This window comes from Pseudomonas sp. WC2401, from assembly GCF_041200115.1.
Lineage (GTDB): Bacteria > Pseudomonadota > Gammaproteobacteria > Pseudomonadales > Pseudomonadaceae > Aquipseudomonas > Aquipseudomonas fragi.
In genome coordinates this window covers 4,531,549-4,552,342 of record NZ_CP165623.1, presented here as the reverse complement: position 1 = coordinate 4,552,342, position 20,794 = coordinate 4,531,549, and the positions used below count along the sequence as shown (strand labels likewise).

Below are 20,794 nucleotides of genomic sequence, written 5' to 3'. Positions count from 1 at the left end.
AATTGACAGATCATGCATAAAAACCGGATACAGATTTTTCGTTATTTATTAACTTATTGATTTTTAAGGATTTTATTTAATTCAAAAACTGGCACGAGCCCTGCAATCTCTATTGCACGATCCTCAACCTTGTAAGGAATTGAACAATGACTGATCTCAATAAAGAAGCCATTAGCGTCCTGAACGATTTGATCGAAACCAGCAAAGACGGTCAGGAAGGGTTTAAATCCTGTGCCGAAGATATCAAGCACCCGGAGCTCAAGGCGCTGTTTGCCAAGCGTTCGGCTGAATGTGCAACCGCCGCTGCCGAACTGCAGGCTCAGGTGCGTGCCCTGGGAGGCGACCCGGAAACCAGCACCAGTGTGGCAGGTGACTTGCACCGCCGTTGGGTGGACGTCAAATCGGTGTTTACCGGCAAGGACGAAGAAGCGGTGCTCAACGAAGCCGAGCGCGGCGAAGACCATGCGCTAAAAGCTTACAAAGAAGCGCTGGAAAAAATCAGCAAGCACAACCTGGTGGGTATTCGTGATCTGGTCGAGCGTCAGTATCACGGCGTGCAACGTAACCACGATCAGGTCAAGGCACTGCGCAATCAGGCCCGTGCCCGTGCATGATTAGCTTGACGCTGTAGATCCACACATGTGGGAGCGGGCTTGCTCGCGATGCAAACAACTCGGTGAATCATATTAACCGAGCTGATGCAATCGCGAGCAGGCCCGCTCCCACATTCATTTTTAGCCAATGCTGATCGCTGGCAATACCGGCAGGGTCACGGTCTGCTGCTTGCGCGGAGCGATGATTTCGGCTTCGCCATCCACCACGATTTCATCACGCTGGTTGAACACGCGAGTGGCAATGCGCACGCGGAACTTGGGCATTTTTTCCAGGATTTCCAGGCGTACGGTGAGGGTGTCACCGATTTTTACCGGCTTCTGAAAGCTCATCTGCTGGCCGACATAGATGGTGCCCGGGCCAGGCAGCTCGCAGGCCACGGCGGCACTGATCAACGCACCGCTGAACATGCCGTGGGCAATGCGTTCTTTGAACATGGTCGCGGCGGCGAACTCAGGGTCAAGGTGCACCGGGTTGTGGTCGCCGGACATGGCCGCAAAAAGCTGAATGTCACGCTCTCCGACGGTTTTGCTGTAGCTGGCAGTCTGGCCGACTTCGAGGGCTTCGTACGGGGTGTTGGTAACCTGAGTCATCTAGCGCATGTCCTGTGACGAGTGTTTGGTTTTAAGTCTATGATTTTAAAAGCTTTTTAATTGAAAGTCTGTTTTGCTCATTCGCTGCGTGCAGGCCGTGTGCGGCTCAAGGCCTGGTTGAGCCAGGCAATGACATCAGCCATGACTTCGTCGCGATTGGTTTCGTTGAAGAGTTCGTGCCGCGCCTGCGGGTACAAATTAAGTTGCAACTGACGATTGCCGGCACTTCGCAAAGCGTTGGCCAGATCAGTGAGACGCTTGCCTTCACTCACCGGATCACATTCGCCACCCATTATCAGTAAAGGCAGGCCCGGATCGATCTGAGCGAGATTGGACGCTTTGCTGATTTGCTGCAACCCGCCAAGCAGATCGATCCACAGTTGGTTGGTGCAGCGAAAGCCGCACAGCGGGTCGCTGGCGTAAGCATCGACCTGGACCGGGTCCCGGCTGAGCCAGTCATAAGGCGTGCGATTGGGTTTGAAGGCTTTATTGAACGAGCCGAATGACAACCACTCGATCAACGCACTGCGCCCCTTTGGCCCCTGGCGCCAACGCTCGAAACGGGCAATCAGGCTGGCGGCACGATAGAGCGCCACCGGCTGGAAGTTGGAGGCGCTGAGTATCGCCCCTTGCAGGCTGGCGCCGTGATGCATCAAGTACGCCTGTGCGATATAGCTGCCCATGCTGTGCCCGAGCAGGAAAATCGGTACGCCGGGATGGCTCTGGCTGATATGCCGGCTCAGGCTGGCCACGTCGCTGACCACCGTGCACCAGCCGTCGTGGTCGGCAAAGTAGCCGAGGGTGCCATGCCCGGCCGTCTTGCCGTGGCCGCGCTGGTCATGGGCATACAGGGCAAAACCGGCATCACCCAGCGTCTGGCCCAGGCAGGCATAGCGGCCACTATGTTCGGCCATGCCATGAGCCAATAGCACAATGGCCTTGGGCGTGCCAGCGGGCAGCCACTGGTGAACGAACAGACCGCTGCGGTCATTCGTTTCCAGCCAAAAAGTCTCGGCGGTCATGGCAATTCCTTTACATGTTGTCGTAGCAGTGTATAGCGCATTTGCGCTGCAGCCACTTAACAGGCCATCGCGTAGCAATAAGATTCAAGATGTAAATGGCGAAGATCGCTGTATTTGCCTACTACTTGATAACTGTTAACGTCCGCATATTCCGCTTTTCATTGCTGTCTTCCAGTGAGTGAAAGACGCGGCCAGGCACACTCAGGTACGAGGATAAAAACAATGCAACCTGATTTCTGGAATGACAAACGTCCTGCCGGTGTACCGCTGGATATCGACATGACGGCCTTCAAGTCGGTCGTTGACGTATTTGAACGCTCCTGCAAGAAGTTTGCGGATCGCCCGGCCTTCAGCAACCTGGGTGTGACCATCACCTATGCCGAGCTTGAGCGCCACAGTGCCGCGTTTGCCGGTTACCTGCAGGAATACACCGATCTCAAGCCGGGTGACCGGATCGCCGTACAAATGCCCAATACGCTGCAATACCCGATTGCCGTGTTTGGCGCCATGCGTGCCGGGCTGATTGTGGTCAACACCAACCCGCTCTACACCTCGCGCGAGATGCGCCATCAGTTCAAGAGCGCCGGCATTCGTGCCCTGGTGTACCTGAACATGTTCGGCAAGCGTGTGCAGGAAGTGCTGCAAGACACTGAAATCGACTACCTGATCGAAGCCAGAATGGGCGACATGATGCCGGCCGCCAAAGGCTGGATCACCAACCTGGTGGTCGACAAGGTGAAAAAACTGGTACCGGCCTACTCGCTGCCCCAGGCCGTTTCCTTCAAGAGCGTGTTGCGCCGCGGTGCCGGGCAGGTAATCCGGCCGCTGGTGGTCGGGCTGGATGACACTGCAGTGCTGCAATACACCGGCGGTACCACCGGCCTGCCCAAGGGCGCGATGCTGACCCACGGCAACCTGATCGCCAATATGCAGCAACTGCGCGCGTGCCTGTCCCAGCACGGCGCGGATGGCCAGCCGATGCTCAAGGACGGGCGCGAGATCATGATCGGGCCGTTGCCGCTCTACCATATCTATGCATTCACGGCCAATTGCATGGGCATGATGGTCACGGGCAACCATAACGTCCTGATCACCAACCCGCGTGACATCAAGGGCTTTATCAAGGAGCTGAAAAACTGGAAGTTCACCTGCTTTTTGGGGCTTAACACCCTGTTTGTCGCGCTGATGGACCACCCGGACTTCAAGTCAGTGGACTTCTCCGGGCTCAAGATCACCAACTCGGGCGGTACCGCGCTGGTCAAGGCCACTGCCGAGCGTTGGGAAAAACTTACCGGTTGTCGTATCGTCGAAGGTTACGGCCTGACGGAAACATCGCCGGTGGCCAGCGCCAACCCCTGCGGCCAGCTGGCACGGCTGGGCACGGTGGGCATGCCGGTGCCGGGCACCGCCATGAAGGTCATCAGCGATGAGGGCGTTGACCTGGGCCTGGGCGAGCGGGGCGAGTTGTGTGTCAAAGGCCCGCAAGTGATGAAGGGCTACTGGCAAAACCCTGAGGCCACGGCCGAGGTGCTGGACGCCGAGGGCTGGTTCAAGACCGGTGACATAGCGGTGATCGACCCGGACGGCTTTGTCCGCATCGTCGACCGTAAAAAAGACCTGATCATCGTTTCCGGTTTCAATGTGTACCCCAATGAAATCGAAGACATCGTCATGGCCCATCCCCAGGTGGCCAATTGCGCGGTTATCGGGGTGCCCGACGAGCGCACGGGGGAGGCGGTCAAGCTGTTTGTGGTGCCGCGCGCAGGCGGGGTGACGGTTGAAGAGCTCAAGGCCTACTGCAAGGACAATTTCACCGGCTACAAGGTGCCCAAGCAGATTGTATTGCGTGATTCCTTGCCCATGACGCCGGTGGGGAAAATCCTGCGTCGTGAGTTGCGTGATACCGTCTGATTCTTACAGCCTGGCGACAGACGCCCGTATGCCGAAAGGCTGCGGGCGTTTTTTTATGTCTATGATAATGCTCTGAAAAGCCCGGTATAGAGGGTTCTCGAAGCTAATAGAGTATTTGCACTAATGATGACTTTGGATTGTCCTACAGTCAGGAATGTGACTCTAAACACGCTTGCAGGCTCTAGGCGGCCTTTGGCAAAGCTGCTACTCTCGGCGCGCTTTGTGACTTCAGGGTAAGAGCAAGTCAGAGCTTTCCATTATAAAAATCAAACAAATAAGAACCGCACCCGATGCGGTGAAGAATTCGCGACGCTGAGGAGTGGGCTTCCATGATTGAAGGCTTTTGGAAGGATAAGTACCCAGCTGGGATTGCTGCTGAGATCAATCCTGATGAATACCCAAATATTCAGACGGTACTGCGGGAATCTTGTCAGCGGTTCGCCGACAAACCGGCGTTCAGTAACCTCGGCAAAACCATCACCTACGGTGAGCTTTATGAGCAGTCCGGCGCGTTTGCAGCCTGGTTGCAACAGCACACCGACCTGCAGCCGGGCGATCGCATCGCCGTGCAGTTGCCCAACCTGCTGCAATACCCGATCGCTGTGTTCGGAGCCATCCGCGCCGGCTTGATCGTGGTCAACACCAACCCGCTGTACACCGCGCGGGAAATGGAACACCAATTCAAGGATTCCGGCGCCAAGGCCCTGGTGTGCCTGGCGAACATGGCGCACCTGGCCGAAAAGGTCGTGCCGCAGACTTCGGTCAAGTATGTGATCGTCACTGAAGTGGCCGACATGCTGTCGCCGTTCAAGCGCGTACTGATCAACAGCGTCATCAAGTATGTGAAGAAGATGGTCCCGGCTTATCACTTGCCGCAGGCCATCAAGTTCAACGATGTGCTGAGCAAGGGGCAGGGCCAGCCGGTCAAGGAAGCCAGCCCGGTAAGCAGTGATGTTGCCGTGCTGCAATACACCGGCGGCACCACCGGTGTGGCCAAGGGCGCGATGCTGAGCCACCGCAACCTGATTGCCAACATGTTGCAGTGCAAGGCGCTGATGGCTTCCAACCTCGATGAAGGTTGTGAAATCCTGATCACGCCACTGCCGCTGTACCACATCTATGCTTTTACCTTTCACTGCATGGCGATGATGTTGCTGGGTAACCACAACATACTGATCAGCAACCCCCGGGATTTGCCGGCGATGGTTAAAGAGCTGTCCAAGTGGAAGTTCACCGGCTTTGTGGGCCTTAACACCCTGTTCGTGGCGTTGTGCAATAACGAAGCGTTCCGCAAGCTGGACTTTTCGGCCCTCAAGGTGACGTTGTCGGGCGGCATGGCCTTGCAGCTGTCGGTGGCCGAGCGCTGGAAAACCGTGACCGGTTGCCCGATCTGCGAAGGTTACGGCATGACCGAAACCAGCCCGGTGGCCACGGTCAACCCGGCCCAGAGCATCCAGGTTGGCACCATTGGCATTCCAGTGCCTTCGACCTTGTGCAAAGTGATCAACGATGCCGGTGAAGAGCTGCCGCTGGGTGAAGTCGGCGAGCTGTGCATCAAGGGCCCGCAAGTCATGAAAGGCTACTGGGAGCGCCCTGACGCTACCGCCGAAATCATGGACAGTGAAGGCTGGTTGAAGTCCGGTGATATCGCCGTGATTCAGCCTGATGGCTATATCCGGATTGTCGACCGCAAAAAAGACATGATTCTGGTGTCGGGGTTCAATGTGTACCCCAATGAGCTGGAAGATGTCATGGCTTCCTTGCCTGGCGTGCTGCAGTCTGCGGCAATCGGTATTCCGGATGAGAAAACCGGTGAGCTGATCAAGGTGTTTATCGTGGTCAAGCCGGGCATGACCTTGACCAAGGATGAGGTCATGAAGCATATGCGCGCCAATCTGACGGCTTATAAAGCGCCCAAATTCGTCGAGTTCCGCGACAGCTTGCCGACTACCAACGTAGGCAAGATCCTGCGTCGTGAGTTGCGCGATGAAGAACTGAAAAAGCTGGGTCTCAAGAAGTAACCGGCCTGGATACGAAAAAGCCCCGCATTGCGGGGCTTTTTCATTTTGAAACGGCCAAGACCTGTTGTAGCAGCTGGGGAAAAAGTGATGGCTGAAAGCCCCTCACCCCAACCCTCTCCCGGAGGGAGAGGGCGCTGATCTATGGAGATTTTCAGGCCGCGTGCGGTCAGTCCCCTCGCCCTCCGGGAGAGGGTTAGGGTGAGGGGCTTTTGGTTGGGCTTGACCTGCAACAGAGTATCTACAGGTCGGCCACAGGTTTTGGCCCTTGGGTTTATTTCTGCAAGAACTGTGCGAAGTTAACACCAGTACCTGTAGGGCGAACGTCCTGCAAATAGGAATCCTTGTCCGCACTCAACTCCAGGCTCATGGTCGGCGTACGCTTGTGCGTCGCACGTACTACCATGCCTTCGCGCTTTTCACGCAGGAATGCAGTGGTCACCTTCAGGTGCAGCAGTTCGTCGGTGCTTGGGGTGTGCAGCAACAAATGCACCCATTCGTACTGGCCCACAGCCAGACGAGCCAGCGGAATATCGAACCACCAGATGTTCTTGTTGGTGTTCAGTGCGGCGAAATGGCAGTTGTTGACGCCGAGTACCGCGCCGCCGAGTTCCTGGTTTCTGCGGGCAATAGCCAGCTTTTTATCGAGTTTCATAACCTTCCTACAATTGCGGATCTTCAGCGCCATAGCCTGAATACGTCGCGTATTCTCGGGGGTTAGCGGGCAAACATAAAGCCCAACCTGCGCTGATCGACGAAATGATGGGCAGAAAATAAATGAAACTCGATGCCGGGCCACAGGGTCAATGTTGGGTTGGCCTTTTTACGGGTTTGGCGATCCGGTGTTTTCAAAGTCGCCAATTGGGCTACTTTTAGGTAAAACCCTTCGCTTGGAGGCGTGTTGACCTCATTAACGATGCGGCGAAAGGAGACGCTATGTTATTCCCAGGCTTGAACGGCCTGCCTTTGGGCAAAGTCTTGATCCGAACGGTCAAGGAATTTATCGACGATGAAATGTCGACCTACGCCTCGGCGCTGGCCTATCAAATGCTGTTTTCGTTATTCCCGTTCATTCTGTTCCTGATCGCATTGATCGGCTTTTTGCATCTGCCTGATTTCTTTACCTGGCTGCGCCTGCAGTCTGAACTGGTCCTGCCGCCGCAGGCGCTGGAGCAGGTCAACCCGGTGATCGACCAGCTGCAGCAATCCAAGGGTGGCCTGCTCTCGGTGGGTATCGTGATTGCGCTGTGGACGGCTTCGGCGGGTGTGCGCTTGATGATGAGTGCGATGAACGCCGCCTATGACGTGGTTGAAGGACGGCCCATTTGGAAGCGTTTTCCGCTGTCGATTTTCTACACCATTGGCATTGCCGGCATGCTGCTGGTGGCCGCCGCACTGATGGTGCTCGGGCCGCAAGTCATGAGCTGGCTGGCGGGGCAGGTGGGCCTTGAAGACTTTGTCGTGACGTTGTGGACCATCCTGCGCTGGCCGGCGATTATTTTGCTGATGATGGTAGCCGTGGCATTGATGTATTACGTGATGCCCGATGTGGAGCAGAAGTTTCGCTTTATTACGCCGGGCTCGGTACTGGCCGTGGTGGTCTGGATCGTGGCGTCTTTGGGTTTTGCTTTTTATGTCAAAACCTTCGCAGACTACAACGCCATGTATGGCAGTATCGGTGCAATCATCGTGCTGCTGCTGTACTTCTACATTTCATCGGCGGTGTTGTTGCTGGGTGCTGAAATGAATGCCGTGATCGAGCATATGTCGGCTGAAGGCAAGAACCCCGGCGAGAAGACATTCGATGAGTCTGACGATTCTGATCCCAAGCAGCATGTATCCGGCCTTGGCCGCGACCACTCCCTTAAAGCCACTTCAGATGAAACCTGACTATGATTCGTGAAATCCTGAAAATGGGCGATGAGCGTCTATTGCGCGTAGCCCGGCCGGTACCGGTTGAAATGTTCGACACGCCAGAACTCTGGCAATTGCTCGACGACATGTTGCAGACCATGGAGCACGCTGGCGGCGTGGGCCTGGCAGCGCCGCAGATTGGTGTTGACCTGCAATTGGTGGTCTTTGGTTTTGAGCACAGCGAGCGCTACCCGGATGCCGAGGCCGTGCCCCAGACCATCCTGATCAACCCCTTGATCACGCCCTTGAGCCCGGCGCTTGAGGAAGACTGGGAGGGCTGCCTGTCAGTGCCGGGCCTGCGCGGGGTCGTAGAGCGCTTTCACAAGATCCGTTACGAAGGTTTCACCCCTAAAGGCGAGCCAGTCGTACGGGTTGCAGAGGGGTTTCATGCGCGGGTTGTGCAGCATGAGTGCGATCACTTGATCGGTCGTCTGTACCCTTCGCGGATCAAGGACTTCAGCAAATTCGGTTTTATTGAGGTGCTGTTTCCTGATCTGGAGCCAGGCACGAAGGAGTAAGGCCCATCGCTATCATCGCTTTGTTGCGTTGATAGCGAACCAGCCGCTCGTGCAGGGCGTGGGGCAACTCTACGTCCAGGCTAAACCCGAGTTTTTCATAGAAACCCTGCAACTGCGGGTCGCAGAACAACCAGACCGGGCCATCGCAGGCGGCGACTGCCTGGCTGACCAGTGCCCCGGCTACCCCTTGGCCGCGTAGCTCTGGCGCGACAAACAACCCGGTCAACCAGTAGCCGTGTGCCATCGGCCGCAAACATAGGCCGGCAATAATCTCCTCCTGACGTGCTACCCATAACTGCGCATCCCTGACCGCTTTCATCGATGATTGATGTGCGCGATAAAACTTGTTCATCAATGGCCATAGAACCGCTTCAAGCGGGGCGTAAATAATGGCAGTCATAAGTCCACAGGCTCAAGGAAGGGGCGCGTAGTATAAATAATCAAAAGATAAATTTCTGCGGGTTGGCTGAATAGTGTGAGTGAGCTGTATTCGAAATTAAAACGTACATAATCGCATTCTTTTTTGAATAACTGACTTTAAATGCAAGTTCACCACGGATCAGTGCTATACCTCAGTTAACAATCCTGATTGCTGGAGTGCATAACATGTCTAAAGGTATGGATTCAAAAAAAGCAGCGAAGAAAAAGCCCGCCAAAACAGCTGATGAAAAACGCGCTGATAAAAAGGCCAAGAAAACTGACGTCGGCTTGTTTGGCCATTAAGTAGATTTTCGCAGGGACTCGCTCGTCGGGACCCTGTTACTTTTAAATTGGGCATCATCCATTTGGTAAGTTTTTGAAGCGTGAGCGTTCCGTCGCAGGTTGATGGCAATTTGCTTGCGCGCGTGATTTGGCTAGCTATGCTCTTTGTTTACGGGGCCGTGGCCATAAGAGCTCAAACCCTTGAAGTGTGTACAGCTCTAACGTTAAGAGTGAGAAACCCAGCTGACTGGCTGTGTCTTGAAACTTTTGAATTATCAATAGACAGCACCTCCAGGGATTGAGCCATGTTTAATTCGCATCGCAAAGCCGACCTGCTTGAGAATCACCGTCTTAACGACGCGTTAAATGACATGACGGCCAAGCTGGAGGCGGTCAGCCGCTCTATGGCGATTATTGAATTTGCCCCCGACGGTACTATCCTGGAGGCCAACGAGAACTTTTGCAGGGTAGTGGGCTACACCGCCGACGAGATTCGCGGCAAGCACCACCGGATTTTTTGTGAAGAGGCTTACGTCAAATCCAGCGAGTACAGCCATTTCTGGCGGGATCTGAGCCAAGGCGCCGCCTTGAGTGGCACCTTTTCACGGCTCGACAAGGCAGGGCGCGAGGTGTGGCTGGAAGCCAGCTACATGCCCATTGTCGGTGCAGACCAGCAGGTTACCCGGGTGATCAAGGTCGCGTCGGATATCACCGACCGCATCAACAAAGAGCACGAAAACCAGAGCATCGTGAATGCCCTGGGGCGGTCGATGGCGGTGATCGAGTTTTCACCTGACGGGCGGGTGATCAATGCCAATCAGAACTTTCTCGACACCATGCATTACTCATTGAGCGAAATTGTCGGCCAGCACCACGGTATGTTCTGTCGCCGCAGTGAGGCCGAGTCGGCTGGCTACAAAGCCTTCTGGGCTTCGCTTAATCGCGGGGAGTTCCATTCCAGACGTTTTGAGAGGGTCGATAAATACGGGCATACGGTGTTTCTCGAGGCGTCCTACAACCCGATCTTCGATGCCAAGGGGCGCTTGTACAAGGTGGTGAAGTTCGCCAGTGATATCACCGCTCAGGTCACGAATCTGCAAACGGCTGCTGAATCGGCCCACAGTACTTCAGTGCAAAACGATGCCTGTGCGCAGAAAGGTTCGCAGGTGGTGCAGCAAACCGTGCAAATCATCGAAGCTATTTCCAAAGATCTCAATGAAGCAGCGCAGAGCATTGATGCGGTGAGCAAGCAGTCGGACAGTATCGGCAAGATCGTGCAGACCATCCGCGGGATTGCCGACCAGACCAACTTGCTGGCACTCAATGCTGCAATTGAGGCTGCGAGGGCGGGCGAGCATGGTCGCGGTTTTGCCGTGGTGGCCGATGAGGTCCGCAGCCTGGCAGCGCGCACCAGCGCCGCCACCCTGGAAATTGTCGAGGTGGTGCGCCGCAACCATGACTTGTCGCTGAGCGCGGTCACCAGCATGCAATCGAGCCTGAGCCGCACCGGCCTTGGCGTGTCGCTGGCCAATGAAGCGGGGGAGGCCATCCTGGAAATCCAGCAAGGCTCCCGGCATGTGGTCGATGCCATCAGCCAGTTCAACTCGACGTTGCAACTGCATTAAAGCTGCAGCAACCCCCTGTAGCAGTTGACGAGCCGTGCGAGGCTACGTTCGAGTGCGAAGCGCTCGCAGAACCATTCGGCCCCGGTGTTTCAGTGAGATCGTGCACACCAGGATTGCGACTACTGCGCAGCCGGACGCAGCCTCGTTCCTTCGGCAGCTGCTACGGAGTTTGTTGTGGGAGCTTTAACTGCTTTCGCGCACCATCAACTCAAAGCCCATGTCCTGCACCGGGTTGGCCACTTTGTTACCGGCCATCAAGGTCAGCATTTGCTCGGCTGCGCGACGGCCAATGGCTTCGCGGGGGGTGCGAATGCTGCTCAGGCGCGGCACCATAAACTCCGACGACGGCAGGTCGTTGAAGCCCAATATGGCGATTTGCTCCGGAATCTTGATGCCGGTGCGTGCGGCTTCCAGCAGAGCGCCCTGGGCAAGGTCGTCGTTGCCGAAAAAGATCGCATCCACCTGCGGATGGCTGGCCAGCAATTGCAGGAACAGTTCCCCGCCCAGGCCGACGGAAGACGGGCGAGGCGTCAGCATTTCCAGATCCGGGTTGTACAAACCGGCCTCCTGCAAGGCACGGCGATACCCTTCGCCACGCAGCAACGTGCGCTGATCAAGCTGGGCGCCGATATAGGCCAGGCGTCGGCGACCACGGGAGATCAGGTGGCGGGCGGCGGTTTCCCCAGCCTGCAACTGCGAAAAACCGACACAGTTCACACCCTCGGCCGCATCCAGCTCCATCATGTACACGCAGGGCACATTGCTGGTCTCGATCATCCGGCGCGAGCTTTCGGAGCGGTCAAAGCCTGTCAGCAACAGCCCGCGTGGCTGGTAGGCCATATAGTTGCGCAGCAGGTTTTCTTCTTCGTCGCGCGAGTAGTGAAAGTTACCGATCAGTACTTCAAAGCCCCGGGGGCGTAATACGTCATGGATGGCTTCGAGGGTGTCGATAAACAACAGGTTGGACAATGAAGGCACCAGCACCACCACCGAGTGGCTCTGTGCCGAGGCCAGCGCCCGGGCAGCCGGGTTGACCACATAATTGAGCTCGTCGGCCGCAATGCGCACCTTTGCAGCGAGCTCGGTGGCGACGCTGCTGATGCCGCGCAGAGCGCGCGAAGCGGTGATGGGGCTGACCCCCGCAAGGCGGGCAACTTCATTAAGGGTAGGGCGACCCGTGGTTCGGGTGTTTTTATCGTTTTTGGAGGTGGTCATCAGGGCGGCTTGCCAAACAAAAAACAAGTCACTAAGGTAGCGCTGTCCAATCGGACCCGCAATTGCCTGATTGCGTGTAAATCAGTTACCCCAGCTTTGTATGTCGAGAGCGTCTCCGCGTCTCCCCATAAAAATGAGAAATAGACGTCGGTAGCCTAAGCTTTGTGCTTTGCTTTCAAGTATTGAACGCATGAACAAAGACAGCGCTGTCTACGGACTGAGGTGTTTCATGAGTCAACCTATCACTGCTCTGGTCATCATGGGTGTTGCCGGCTGCGGCAAATCCAGCGTTAGCCAGGCACTGTGCCAGCTCAATGGCGCGACCCCGATTGAAGGCGATGCTTTTCACCCGGCGGCCAACATTGCCAAGATGAGTGCCGGCATCCCCCTGACCGATGAAGATCGCGCCGGCTGGCTTGACAGCCTGTGCGATGAATTGCGTCGTGCGGTTGCCAATGGGCAGCGCCCGGTGCTGACCTGTTCAGCACTGAAACTGCGTTACCGCGAGCGCCTGCGCAGTTCGGTAGACGGTCTGGGCTTTGTGTTCCTGGAGCTGACCCCCGAGGTTGCGGCTGCCCGAGTGGCCGATCGTCCGGGGCATTTCATGCCCAAGACCCTGATCGACAGCCAGTTCGCTGCACTTGAATCACCGACCAATGAGTCTTTGGTGCTGACCCTCAACGCAGCTCAGATGAACGTTAAACAATTAGCAAGCGCCGCCCGAGACTGGTGGAGCGAGCAGACGGTAATGGCAACTTCATGATGTTGTTTCAAACAGATAGCGCTATCTGCCTCGGCCGTAGCGGCACCCCCGTACTTGATAACAACAAAAAGGCAGGAGAAGCCCCATGCTAGGCATGTCCCACAATACGTTTCTGCTGCTTGATGCAGTAGTGACCATTATCGGCCTGATCGTTTTGATCACCCGATTCAAGTTGCACCCCTTTATCGCCCTGATTATTGCCTCGGCGTTTCTGGGCCTGACTGCCGGCATGCCTGCCAACCTGATCATCAAGTCGTTCCAGGACGGTTTTGGTGGCGTGCTGGGCTTTGTCGGGATCATCCTGGCACTGGGCACCATGCTTGGCAAAATGATGGCCGACTCCGGGGGGGCAGACCAGATCGCCCGCACCCTGATCCGTGCCTTCGGCAAGGACAAGGTGCAGTGGGCAATGATGTTTGCCGCCTTCCTGGTCGGTATTCCGTTGTTTTTCGAAATCGGCTTTGTGCTGTTGATCCCGTTGGTGTTTATCGTTGCGCGCCGTACCGGCGTGTCGATCATCAAGATCGGCATCCCGCTGCTCGCCGGCTTGTCCGCCGTACACGGGCTGGTACCACCGCACCCGGGTCCGCTGCTGGCCATTGGCGTGTTTGGTGCCGATATCGGCAAGACCATCTTGTACGGTCTGATCGTAGCGCTGCCGACCGCGATCATTGCCGGGCCGATTTACGGCACGTTTATCGCCAAGTACATCCCGGGGCATGCTTCCCAGGACCTGATGGACCAACTGGCCAGCGAGCCGGAATCCAGCACCCTGCCAAGCTTCTCCATCACTCTGGTGACCGTGCTGTTGCCGGTGTTCCTGATGTTGCTCAAGACGTTTGCAGACGTTGCGCTGCCTGACGGCAACTTCTTCCGCGTGTGGATGGACATGATCGGTCACCCGATCAGCGCGCTGTTGCTGGCATTGTTGCTGGCGCTGTACACCTTTGGCGCCCGTCAGGGGATCGACTCCAAGCGTATCCTCAAGCTGCTGGACGCAAGCCTGGCCCCTACCGCAGCGATCATTCTGATCATTGGTGCGGGCGGCGGTTTCAAGCAGATGCTGGTAGCCAGCGGTGTGGGTGACGTGATCGGCCATATGGCCGTGAACGCGCAAATCTCGCCGATCCTGCTGGCCTGGCTGGTGGCAGCGGTGATTCGTATCGCGACGGGTTCTGCGACCGTGGCGACCATTACCGGGGCAGGGATTGTGTTGCCGGTGGTGGACTTGATTCCGGGTGTGAACCGCGAGTTGCTGGTACTGGCGACCGGCGCGGGTTCGTTGATCCTGTCTCACGTCAACGATGCGGGTTTCTGGCTGGTGAAGCAGTACTTCAACATGACCGTGGCTGAAACCTTCAAGACCTGGACTGCGATGGAAACCATTCTGTCGATTGTCGGCTTGATCTTTATTCTGCTGCTGTCGTTGGTGGTTTAAGCGCCACCAAACCTGTGGGAGCGGGCTTGCTCGCGATGGGCGCAACGCGGTGTATCTATTGCACCGCAGCGATCCAATCGCGAGCAAGCTCGCTCCCACACGGGTTTATGGCTTAGCCCGGGTTAAAGCCGTCAGCCCGGAACATGGCGCGAATCCCACGCAGCGCCTGACGAATGCGATCCTGGTTTTCAATCAGGGCAAAGCGCACATGGTCGTCACCATACTCACCAAATCCTACCCCCGGCGACACACAGACCTTGGCATCCGCCAGCAGCTTCTTGGCGAACTCCAGTGAGCCCAGGTGGGCGTAGTGTTCGGGAATCTTGGCCCAGATATACATCGAAGCCTTCGGGTTTTCGACCATCCAGCCCAGTTCGTGTAGCCCTTTGACGATCACGTTGCGGCGCTGGCGGTACTGCTCGGCAATATCCTTGACGCACTGCTGATCACCCTCAAGCGCCGCAATCGCCGCCACTTGCAGCGGGGTGAAGGTGCCATAGTCGTGGTAGCTCTTGATCCGCGCCAGGGCATTGACCAGCTCCGGGTTGCCGACCATAAAACCGATACGCCAGCCGGCCATGTTGTAGCTTTTGGACAGGGTGAAGAACTCCACCGCAATGTCCTTGGCGCCGGGTACCTGCATGATCGAAGGTGCTTTCCAGCCGTCATAGACGATATCGGCGTAGGCCAGGTCGTGGACCACCAGCACATCGTATTGTTTGGCCAGGGCCACCACACGCTCAAAGAAATCCAGCTCGACACATTGCGCCGTGGGGTTGGACGGGAAGCCCAGGATCATCATTTTCGGCTTGGGGATCGAGCCGCGGATGGCTTTTTCCAGCTCGGCAAAAAAGTCCACGCCGGGGATCAGCGGCACCGAACGCACCTGGGCACCGGCAATCACGGCACCGTAGATGTGAATCGGGTAGCTGGGGTTGGGCACCAGAACTGTGTCGCCCTGGTCCAGGGTGGCTAGCATCAAGTGCGCCAGGCCTTCCTTGGAGCCAATGGTGACAATGGCTTCCTGCTCAGGATCGATTTCAACGTTGTAACGGTCGGCATACCAGCGAGAAATGGCCCGGCGCAGGCGCGGAATGCCACGCGAAGTCGAGTAGCCGTGAGTGTCTTCACGCTGTGCGACAGTGCAAAGCTTTTCAACGATATGCGGCGGTGTCGGGCCGTCAGGGTTGCCCATGCTGAAATCGATGATGTCTTCGCCACGGCGTCGGGCGGCCATCTTCAGTTCAGCAGTGATGTTGAAAACGTAGGGGGGGAGTCGATCTATGCGCGCAAAGCGTCGCGGCGAACCTTGGTCTGCCATGTGTGCCTCTGGTACGTAAGCGCCCGGAACCGTCCGAGCGACGTTGACCACTGCGGTGGTCTGGGCCAGACAATAAGGGCGCTGAGGTACTTTTGTCTAGATGGCAACAGGCGCTATTTTTTGCTGATCCGACTCGCTTGTGTTTTTGTTCCTATACTAAGTTGCTAGGTTTCCTACTTACTCCATCGAGTATGCCCCATGGATCAACTAAAAAAGTTCGAGCTGTCAGCGCCGCGATTCACCAAAGGTCCCTTTCAACTGATTGCGGGTTTTGGTGGCCGTTTCACTCAAGAGACCGCAGGTCGAATTCCTCAGCTGTGGGACACATTCCTTCCTGAGTTAGGTAAGGTACCTAGCCAGATAGGGGAAGAAACCTACGGTGTTTGTTGTAATCCAGATGGCGAAGGCGGTTTCGAATACATTGCCGGTGTGGCCATCAGCAAGCTGGACGACCTGCCCGAGCGCTATCGCTGGATTGAGCTGCAAGAACAGTCCTACGCGGTGTTCGAGCATCACGGGCCACTGGATACCCTGGCCCAGACCTTTCAGGCTATCTGGAAGCAGTGGTTGCCGCAGTCTGGGTACGCCGCCGTCGATGCGCCCGAGTTCGAGCGTTACAGCGCCGACTTCAATCCGGACGCCGGCACGGGTCGGGTAGAGATCTGGTTGCCGATCAAAAAGGCGGCCTAGCCTGCTTGCAGTTGTGGCAGTGGTGAGGCCGGCAGTGAAAGCACCAGGCGCCTTTCGCCACGATAGGCCTCGCCGCGCTCGACCCAGCCCTGGCCCAGGTAAAAGGCCAGCGCGCTGGTGTTGAACGGGCTGACAGAAAGCATCAACTGACGGATCTCGGGCCAGAACTGATCAATGGCCCGGGGCAGTTCGCGCAAGCAGGCCTTGCCCAGCCCCTGAGCCTGGACCCGGCTGTCGACTTGCAAGGCATGCAGGGTGGCACTGCCGGCTTCGGCCCAATGCGCCAGTAACGGCTCGCGCTTGAGCAGCAAGAAGGCCACCGGCCGTTCATCGCGCAGTAACGCCAACCCTTTGATACCCGCGTGCGGCTTGGTGGGCAGGGCGTGCAGGGCCGATTCGACAGTGCCGCAGAATGGCACTTGCTCAGGTCTTACCTCAATCTCGCGCAGTAATTCGCGCTGGCGCAGCGTCAGGTCTTCGTAAGCGCAGAGGCGGGTGTTCATATCAGAGTTCTGTTGAGGCGCAATAGGAGGTAGCTGATGGTTGAGATCAGTTACCGCTGAACAGCGCTACAGTTTCTACCGATCATCGAGCCAAATACAGATTTATTCCCACGTCAGTCTTCAGAACCTGAATTGCGGCGTACAAAGGGCAGCAACATGGCGACGTTTTTTTGATAACGGCGGTAGTTGTCACCAAACAGGGTAACCAGATCTTTCTCTTCCAGATGTGTGCCGATCAGGATGTACAACGTGCTGGTCAGCGCAAATACCAGGTGCCCGACAGTCATCTCGGGAGTGGCCCAGAATGCGATCAAAAACCCCAGGTACATCGGGTGGCGTACAACTTTGTACAGTGTAGGTGTGCGAAATACGGGGTTTACCGAGGCGGGCCGCAGCAATGGCGCCAGGGCCTGCTTGATGCCGAACAGTTCAAAGTGGCTGAACAGGAACGTTGCCACCAGCACGATCGCCCATCCGAGCCAGTACAGGGCGACAAGCAAGCCTGTGGCCACTGGCGACTCAACTTTCCAGACAACGCTGGTGATCGGTTGCCACAACCCGCACAGCAGCGCCAGAACCGCGCTGGAGACCAAGACATAGGTGGCACGTTCGATGGGTGCCGGGATGATAAAGCGCCAGCGGTCCTTGAAGCTTTTGCGCGCCATGAGGCTGTGCTGCAGGGCAAACAGGCTGATCAGCAAAATATCGCTCACCAGCGCCCAAGACCATGCCAGGCCTGTTCCCGAATCAATGCTTTTCGGGACCCCGACATTGCCCACAAAGCCCATGAAGTAGAGGAATGTCAGCAGGAAAAACAGGTAGCTCAACAGGCTGTAGAGCAGCGCAGCGAATTGGCCAATACGACGCAATGCGCGCGTTTTCAGATCAGTTGCAGTGTGCATGAACGACTCCTTTCGTACATGGCAGAACAGCGATGCAAACGTTTGTAATGAGTACCTTAGCTCTGATACAGCAAATGGCCATCTTTATGGGTGACCTGCCAAAGATGTCATCCAACATACCAAGCGAGGCAAGAAAAGGCGGGCTCAGGCTTGCGCTAACGCCAGGCTGAAGGTGAAGACCGTGCCCTGTGCTTGATTGGAAGCGACTTCGAGATGGCCACCATGGGACAGGGCGATCTGGCTGGCAATGTACAAGCCAAGGCCGAGTCCGGCCTGGGGGGTGTGATTGGCCGGGCGTGAGTAGGGCTTGAACAAGTGCGGCAGTAACTCGGGGGCAATGGGCGTGCCCTGGTTGAACACCTTGAGGCTGAACATCCCATCGAGCGTCAGGGCGCTGACGCGCACGGCACCGCTTGGGCCTCCGTGGGTAATGGCATTGATCAGCAGGTTGGAGAGCAGTTGCGCCAAACGGCCACTATCACATTGGATGCCTGTGAGTGGCTCGATATCTGACTGGATCAAGCGGTCAGGGTGAACGCTTTGAATTTCTGAAACAACGTGGCGCAACACCTGGTCGAGATTGCCGCACTCGCTCAAGGTCAGGGGGATACCGCTGCCCAGGCGGCCCCGGGCAAAGTCCAGGACGTCCTCCACCAACTGCGAAGCGCGATGTCCACAGCTGAGGATATGCTGCGCGAGCACATCGCTCGGTGGGTTGGGATACTTGCGCAACAGGCGCTCGGCTGCCGTGGTAATGGCGAAGAGCGGGTTGCGCAAGTCATGGCCGATCACGGCGATAAACTGCTCGCGCAACTCTGCATTTTCACGCTCTTGCAGCAAGGCAGTCTCGGTGCGTTGCTGGTTCTCTTCAGCGTCAATCTGCAGCGAGAGCAGCCGGGCAAAAGACTCCATCGTGGATTGGATGGTGCTGTCTTTCAGGCTGGCAGGCTCCGGGTCCAGAGCGCACAAGGTGCCGAAGAAACGGCCGTCAGTGCGCCATACCGGGATCGTGATATAGCTTTCAAAGCGGTACATCCTGGGGGTGTGATGATGCTGGTACAGCGGGTCAGCGCTGGCATGGTCGATGATGATGGGCTGGTGCGAGTGCATGCTTTCAAAGCACAGGGTACTGACCAGCTCCAGCTCGCCCCCGGGCTGCAACCCGAAACCCAGGTTGTCGAGCACGGCGCAGGCAGTCCAGGTTGTCTGGGTCACACGGGCAACGGCGGCAAAGCGCATGCCGGTCATTTCCGCGATCACCTGAAGCATCGCCGGCACGGCGCTGATCCGGTTAATCGTTGCGATATCGTCGACCACGCCTGGCGCCATGGAAAATGCTCGTGCTTAAAAAGCTGATTCTAGCCAGAACACTTGTACACGGCACTCATTGATCAGCAGGCAGTCAATAAAAAAACCGCGCGACTCATAAAGAGTGGCGCGGTTTTTATTCAAATCAACTCAGGTGTCTTGTTTGTCTTGCAGTACTTCGCCCGTTTTGGCGTCGAGGTCCACGTCCCACTTGATACCTTTGGTATCGCGCAATTCAACCTCATACACCAGCTTGCCGTAAGAGTGATCAAGCTCGGTATCAACAATGGTCGCCCCCGGGTGTTTATCCAGCGCGGCTTGATTCAACTTTTCAAACGAGGTGATTTCACCCGATTTGAGCAGCCCTGGAATAAGGTCAGGGCGAACATCGGCCTGGGCAATACCGGCGGTCAGCGCCAGGGCAACAGTGGCAAATACCAGGTTAAGTGTTTTCATGTTGAGTCCCTTTGGGTTGATCTGTTTAAGTGGGATCAGATTAACCGGCACAACTTAACTCACCCTTAATTTTCGCCCTGCTACCGGCGCTCAGGTTTAGAAGCCATTGTTCTCCAGCAACTGATTGACGCTGTGTGGCGCCGGGCGCTGGTAGTACTTGAGCAACTCGCTGGCGCGGTTGGTGAAAATGCCATCGACACCTGCGTCCATTGCCTTCTTGAAGTCGATGGGGGCGTCGAGGGTGTATACATGTACCAGCATGCCCCGGTCATGAGTGGCCTTGTTCATCCAGGGCTGGATCAGGTCGAAATAGCTCTGGTCGCCGCCGTGGGTCAAAGCTGCCGAAGGGCCAGTGCCGATGGCGCCGTTAGCCTTGGCAAAGTCGAGCCACTGGGTGAACTCGGTCTGGTCCTTGGGCTGCTGCTTGGCGTAGTACGCGGCTTTATCCTTTGCCCCCGAGTCGGCGAAACTGACGCTGGTGTCGGGCGTCATGCCGCCTTCACCCACCCATAGCAGCAGGATCTTCGGGGTATCGGGCATTTCTTTTTGCAGCAGTTCTAGGCTGTTTTTATCGAACGTCTGCAAAATGATTCGGCCCTTGCCCAAACCCACCTGCGAACCTGTTGTTGTCCCTGTCACAGGCGCAAGCCAGCCGCGCTTGCTCAGTGTGTGGTGCAGGTCGTGCTCAATGCCCGGGAACAGCTGGGGTTGCTTGGTTTCGATATACAGGCCCGGTGTGTGCTCGGGGTTGCCCTGGGCAATATCGATGATTTCATCCAGGGTCAAAATCGGCAGGCCAACGTAGGACGCGCGTGCCCGGTCCGGGTAGGCCTGGTTGAACCAACTGCCAGCATCCAGGGTTTTAAGCTCCGCCAGGGTGAAGGCACTGGCAGGGCTGTCCTTGCGCTCCGGGAATTTTTTCGCCACATCGGTGGTGCGCAGCAGGCTGTTGTCATGCAGTGCAAGCAGCACGCCGTCCTTGCTGCGCTGCAGGTCCATTTCCAGGTAATCGGCGCCCAGGTCGCGGGCGAGGGTATAGGCTGGCGCGGTTGACTCCGGGGCATCGAAGGATGCACCGCGATGGGCGATGACGGCGGGGTGGGGGATACCGTGCGCATTGGCCAGTGCTGCCTCGGTGGAGCTTGGTACGCTGTTGGCCTGAGCCTGGCCCATACCCAGGATCAGGCTCAGCAGCAGGGCGCTTTTGCCAAAAGTGTCGGACATTGGTTGAAATCCTTTCCATCAGAAAACCGGAGTGTGTTTTTTAGCGATTTTTCAGGCTG

General features: G+C 56.8%; 20 protein-coding genes and 1 pseudogene. 10 read left to right on the top strand and 11 right to left on the bottom strand.

All coding sequences use genetic code 11. From position 1 onward, the window contains the following. The first annotated feature begins 146 nt into the window (after positions 1-146). On the top strand, positions 147-614 hold the full coding sequence (locus AB3G35_RS20860) for a PA2169 family four-helix-bundle protein (protein WP_083369599.1): 468 nt from the start codon (positions 147-149) through the stop codon (positions 612-614). A 120-nt stretch (positions 615-734) separates the two neighbouring features. Here AB3G35_RS20860 and AB3G35_RS20855 read toward each other — a convergent pair whose 3' ends face one another. Together AB3G35_RS20855 and AB3G35_RS20850 are read right to left on the bottom strand one after the other, a co-directional pair. After that, entirely contained in the window at positions 735-1,205 is a 471-nt protein-coding gene (locus tag AB3G35_RS20855) for a MaoC family dehydratase (RefSeq protein WP_016782088.1), read from the bottom strand. A 77-nt stretch (positions 1,206-1,282) separates the two neighbouring features. Further along, positions 1,283-2,227 carry an alpha/beta hydrolase gene (locus AB3G35_RS20850; protein ID WP_016782089.1) on the bottom strand — a complete coding sequence of 315 codons (945 nt, stop codon included), beginning with the start codon at positions 2,225-2,227 and terminating at the stop codon, positions 1,283-1,285. A 222-nt stretch (positions 2,228-2,449) separates the two neighbouring features. Between AB3G35_RS20850 and fadD2 the strand changes: the two genes are divergently transcribed. Together fadD2 and fadD1 are read left to right on the top strand one after the other, a co-directional pair. Beyond that, positions 2,450-4,138, top strand: coding sequence for a long-chain-fatty-acid--CoA ligase FadD2 (gene fadD2, locus AB3G35_RS20845; protein WP_095040028.1), 1,689 nt, complete (start codon positions 2,450-2,452; stop codon positions 4,136-4,138). 329 nt (positions 4,139-4,467) lie between these two features. Beyond that, positions 4,468-6,159, top strand: coding sequence for a long-chain-fatty-acid--CoA ligase FadD1 (fadD1, locus tag AB3G35_RS20840; RefSeq protein ID WP_016782091.1), 1,692 nt, complete (start codon positions 4,468-4,470; stop codon positions 6,157-6,159). Positions 6,160-6,430: 271 nt separating this feature from the next. Here fadD1 and AB3G35_RS20835 read toward each other — a convergent pair whose 3' ends face one another. Further along, positions 6,431-6,811, bottom strand: coding sequence for a hypothetical protein (locus AB3G35_RS20835; protein ID WP_016782092.1), 381 nt, complete (start codon positions 6,809-6,811; stop codon positions 6,431-6,433). Positions 6,812-7,092: 281 nt separating this feature from the next. Here AB3G35_RS20835 and AB3G35_RS20830 point away from each other — a divergent pair, with 281 nt between their 5' ends. Continuing rightward, positions 7,093-8,046: a YihY/virulence factor BrkB family protein gene (locus AB3G35_RS20830; protein WP_016782093.1), complete on the top strand. Its 954-nt coding sequence runs from the start codon at positions 7,093-7,095 to the stop codon at positions 8,044-8,046. Between the two features lie 2 nt (positions 8,047-8,048). Then, complete coding sequence (gene def, locus AB3G35_RS20825) at positions 8,049-8,588, top strand: peptide deformylase (protein WP_086798432.1); 540 nt, start codon at positions 8,049-8,051, stop codon at positions 8,586-8,588. On the opposite strand, the gene AB3G35_RS20820 is transcribed toward def, so the two are convergent. After that, entirely contained in the window at positions 8,542-8,988 is a 447-nt protein-coding gene (locus tag AB3G35_RS20820) for a GNAT family N-acetyltransferase (protein ID WP_169909384.1), read from the bottom strand. The two genes, def and AB3G35_RS20820, sit on opposite strands and share 47 nt — an antisense overlap. A 607-nt stretch (positions 8,989-9,595) precedes the next feature. Between AB3G35_RS20820 and AB3G35_RS20815 the strand changes: the two are divergent. Next, positions 9,596-10,366: pseudogene (locus AB3G35_RS20815) on the top strand (PAS domain-containing protein); the annotation flags it as partial. Then, the gene (locus tag AB3G35_RS20810; RefSeq protein WP_369782763.1) at positions 10,343-10,915 is read left to right on the top strand and encodes a methyl-accepting chemotaxis protein; all 573 of its coding nucleotides are present in this window, start codon (positions 10,343-10,345) and stop codon (positions 10,913-10,915) included. The pseudogene AB3G35_RS20815 and the gene AB3G35_RS20810, both read left to right, overlap by 24 nt. A 183-nt stretch (positions 10,916-11,098) precedes the next feature. Here the strand turns inward: AB3G35_RS20810 and AB3G35_RS20805 are convergent, their stop codons facing one another. Next, positions 11,099-12,130: a LacI family DNA-binding transcriptional regulator gene (locus AB3G35_RS20805; RefSeq protein ID WP_029611559.1), complete on the bottom strand. Its 1,032-nt coding sequence runs from the start codon at positions 12,128-12,130 to the stop codon at positions 11,099-11,101. Between the two features lie 229 nt (positions 12,131-12,359). On the opposite strand from AB3G35_RS20805, the gene AB3G35_RS20800 reads away from it, so the two are divergent. Both AB3G35_RS20800 and AB3G35_RS20795 read left to right on the top strand, forming a co-directional pair. Next, complete coding sequence (locus AB3G35_RS20800) at positions 12,360-12,893, top strand: gluconokinase (RefSeq protein ID WP_016782099.1); 534 nt, start codon at positions 12,360-12,362, stop codon at positions 12,891-12,893. 85 nt (positions 12,894-12,978) lie between these two features. Beyond that, complete coding sequence (locus tag AB3G35_RS20795; RefSeq protein WP_016782100.1) at positions 12,979-14,331, top strand: GntP family permease; 1,353 nt, start codon at positions 12,979-12,981, stop codon at positions 14,329-14,331. Between the two features lie 112 nt (positions 14,332-14,443). Here the strand turns inward: AB3G35_RS20795 and alaC are convergent, their stop codons facing one another. Beyond that, the gene (gene alaC / locus AB3G35_RS20790; RefSeq protein WP_095004583.1) at positions 14,444-15,652 is read right to left on the bottom strand and encodes an alanine transaminase; all 1,209 of its coding nucleotides are present in this window, start codon (positions 15,650-15,652) and stop codon (positions 14,444-14,446) included. A 198-nt stretch (positions 15,653-15,850) separates the two neighbouring features. On the opposite strand from alaC, the gene AB3G35_RS20785 reads away from it, so the two are divergent. Beyond that, positions 15,851-16,342, top strand: a complete 492-nt coding sequence (locus AB3G35_RS20785; protein ID WP_016782102.1) for a GyrI-like domain-containing protein — start codon at positions 15,851-15,853, stop codon at positions 16,340-16,342. Here AB3G35_RS20785 and AB3G35_RS20780 read toward each other — a convergent pair. The 5 genes from AB3G35_RS20780 to AB3G35_RS20760 all read right to left on the bottom strand — a co-directional run bounded on the left by AB3G35_RS20780 (position 16,339) and on the right by AB3G35_RS20760 (position 20,735). Then, positions 16,339-16,845 (bottom strand): N-acetyltransferase, encoded by a 507-nt coding sequence (locus AB3G35_RS20780; protein WP_016782103.1) that lies wholly within the window; start codon positions 16,843-16,845, stop codon positions 16,339-16,341. The genes AB3G35_RS20785 and AB3G35_RS20780 overlap by 4 nt on opposite strands. A 113-nt stretch (positions 16,846-16,958) precedes the next feature. Further along, complete coding sequence (gene mddA, locus AB3G35_RS20775) at positions 16,959-17,747, bottom strand: methanethiol S-methyltransferase (RefSeq protein ID WP_369782046.1); 789 nt, start codon at positions 17,745-17,747, stop codon at positions 16,959-16,961. Positions 17,748-17,891: 144 nt separating this feature from the next. Beyond that, on the bottom strand, positions 17,892-19,076 hold the full coding sequence (locus tag AB3G35_RS20770; RefSeq protein ID WP_016782105.1) for a GAF domain-containing sensor histidine kinase: 1,185 nt from the start codon (positions 19,074-19,076) through the stop codon (positions 17,892-17,894). 129 nt (positions 19,077-19,205) lie between these two features. After that, positions 19,206-19,511: a PepSY domain-containing protein gene (locus AB3G35_RS20765; RefSeq protein ID WP_086798409.1), complete on the bottom strand. Its 306-nt coding sequence runs from the start codon at positions 19,509-19,511 to the stop codon at positions 19,206-19,208. 96 nt (positions 19,512-19,607) lie between these two features. Next, positions 19,608-20,735, bottom strand: a complete 1,128-nt coding sequence (locus AB3G35_RS20760) for a glycerophosphodiester phosphodiesterase (protein ID WP_169869785.1) — start codon at positions 20,733-20,735, stop codon at positions 19,608-19,610. Positions 20,736-20,794 lie beyond the last annotated feature (59 nt).

Coding starts and splice junctions, on each gene's coding strand:
- AB3G35_RS20860 (WP_083369599.1), top strand. CDS start 147: ATGACTGATCTCAATAAAGAAGCCATTAGCGTCCTGAACGATTTGATC.
- AB3G35_RS20855 (WP_016782088.1), bottom strand. CDS start 1,205: ATGACTCAGGTTACCAACACCCCGTACGAAGCCCTCGAAGTCGGCCAG.
- AB3G35_RS20850 (WP_016782089.1), bottom strand. CDS start 2,227: ATGACCGCCGAGACTTTTTGGCTGGAAACGAATGACCGCAGCGGTCTG.
- fadD2 (WP_095040028.1), top strand. CDS start 2,450: ATGCAACCTGATTTCTGGAATGACAAACGTCCTGCCGGTGTACCGCTG.
- fadD1 (WP_016782091.1), top strand. CDS start 4,468: ATGATTGAAGGCTTTTGGAAGGATAAGTACCCAGCTGGGATTGCTGCT.
- AB3G35_RS20835 (WP_016782092.1), bottom strand. CDS start 6,811: ATGAAACTCGATAAAAAGCTGGCTATTGCCCGCAGAAACCAGGAACTC.
- AB3G35_RS20830 (WP_016782093.1), top strand. CDS start 7,093: ATGTTATTCCCAGGCTTGAACGGCCTGCCTTTGGGCAAAGTCTTGATC.
- def (WP_086798432.1), top strand. CDS start 8,049: ATGATTCGTGAAATCCTGAAAATGGGCGATGAGCGTCTATTGCGCGTA.
- AB3G35_RS20820 (WP_169909384.1), bottom strand. CDS start 8,988: ATGACTGCCATTATTTACGCCCCGCTTGAAGCGGTTCTATGGCCATTG.
- AB3G35_RS20805 (WP_029611559.1), bottom strand. CDS start 12,130: ATGACCACCTCCAAAAACGATAAAAACACCCGAACCACGGGTCGCCCT.
- AB3G35_RS20800 (WP_016782099.1), top strand. CDS start 12,360: ATGAGTCAACCTATCACTGCTCTGGTCATCATGGGTGTTGCCGGCTGC.
- AB3G35_RS20795 (WP_016782100.1), top strand. CDS start 12,979: ATGCTAGGCATGTCCCACAATACGTTTCTGCTGCTTGATGCAGTAGTG.
- alaC (WP_095004583.1), bottom strand. CDS start 15,652: ATGGCAGACCAAGGTTCGCCGCGACGCTTTGCGCGCATAGATCGACTC.
- AB3G35_RS20785 (WP_016782102.1), top strand. CDS start 15,851: ATGGATCAACTAAAAAAGTTCGAGCTGTCAGCGCCGCGATTCACCAAA.
- AB3G35_RS20780 (WP_016782103.1), bottom strand. CDS start 16,845: ATGAACACCCGCCTCTGCGCTTACGAAGACCTGACGCTGCGCCAGCGC.
- mddA (WP_369782046.1), bottom strand. CDS start 17,747: ATGCACACTGCAACTGATCTGAAAACGCGCGCATTGCGTCGTATTGGC.
- AB3G35_RS20770 (WP_016782105.1), bottom strand. CDS start 19,076: ATGGCGCCAGGCGTGGTCGACGATATCGCAACGATTAACCGGATCAGC.
- AB3G35_RS20765 (WP_086798409.1), bottom strand. CDS start 19,511: ATGAAAACACTTAACCTGGTATTTGCCACTGTTGCCCTGGCGCTGACC.
- AB3G35_RS20760 (WP_169869785.1), bottom strand. CDS start 20,735: ATGTCCGACACTTTTGGCAAAAGCGCCCTGCTGCTGAGCCTGATCCTG.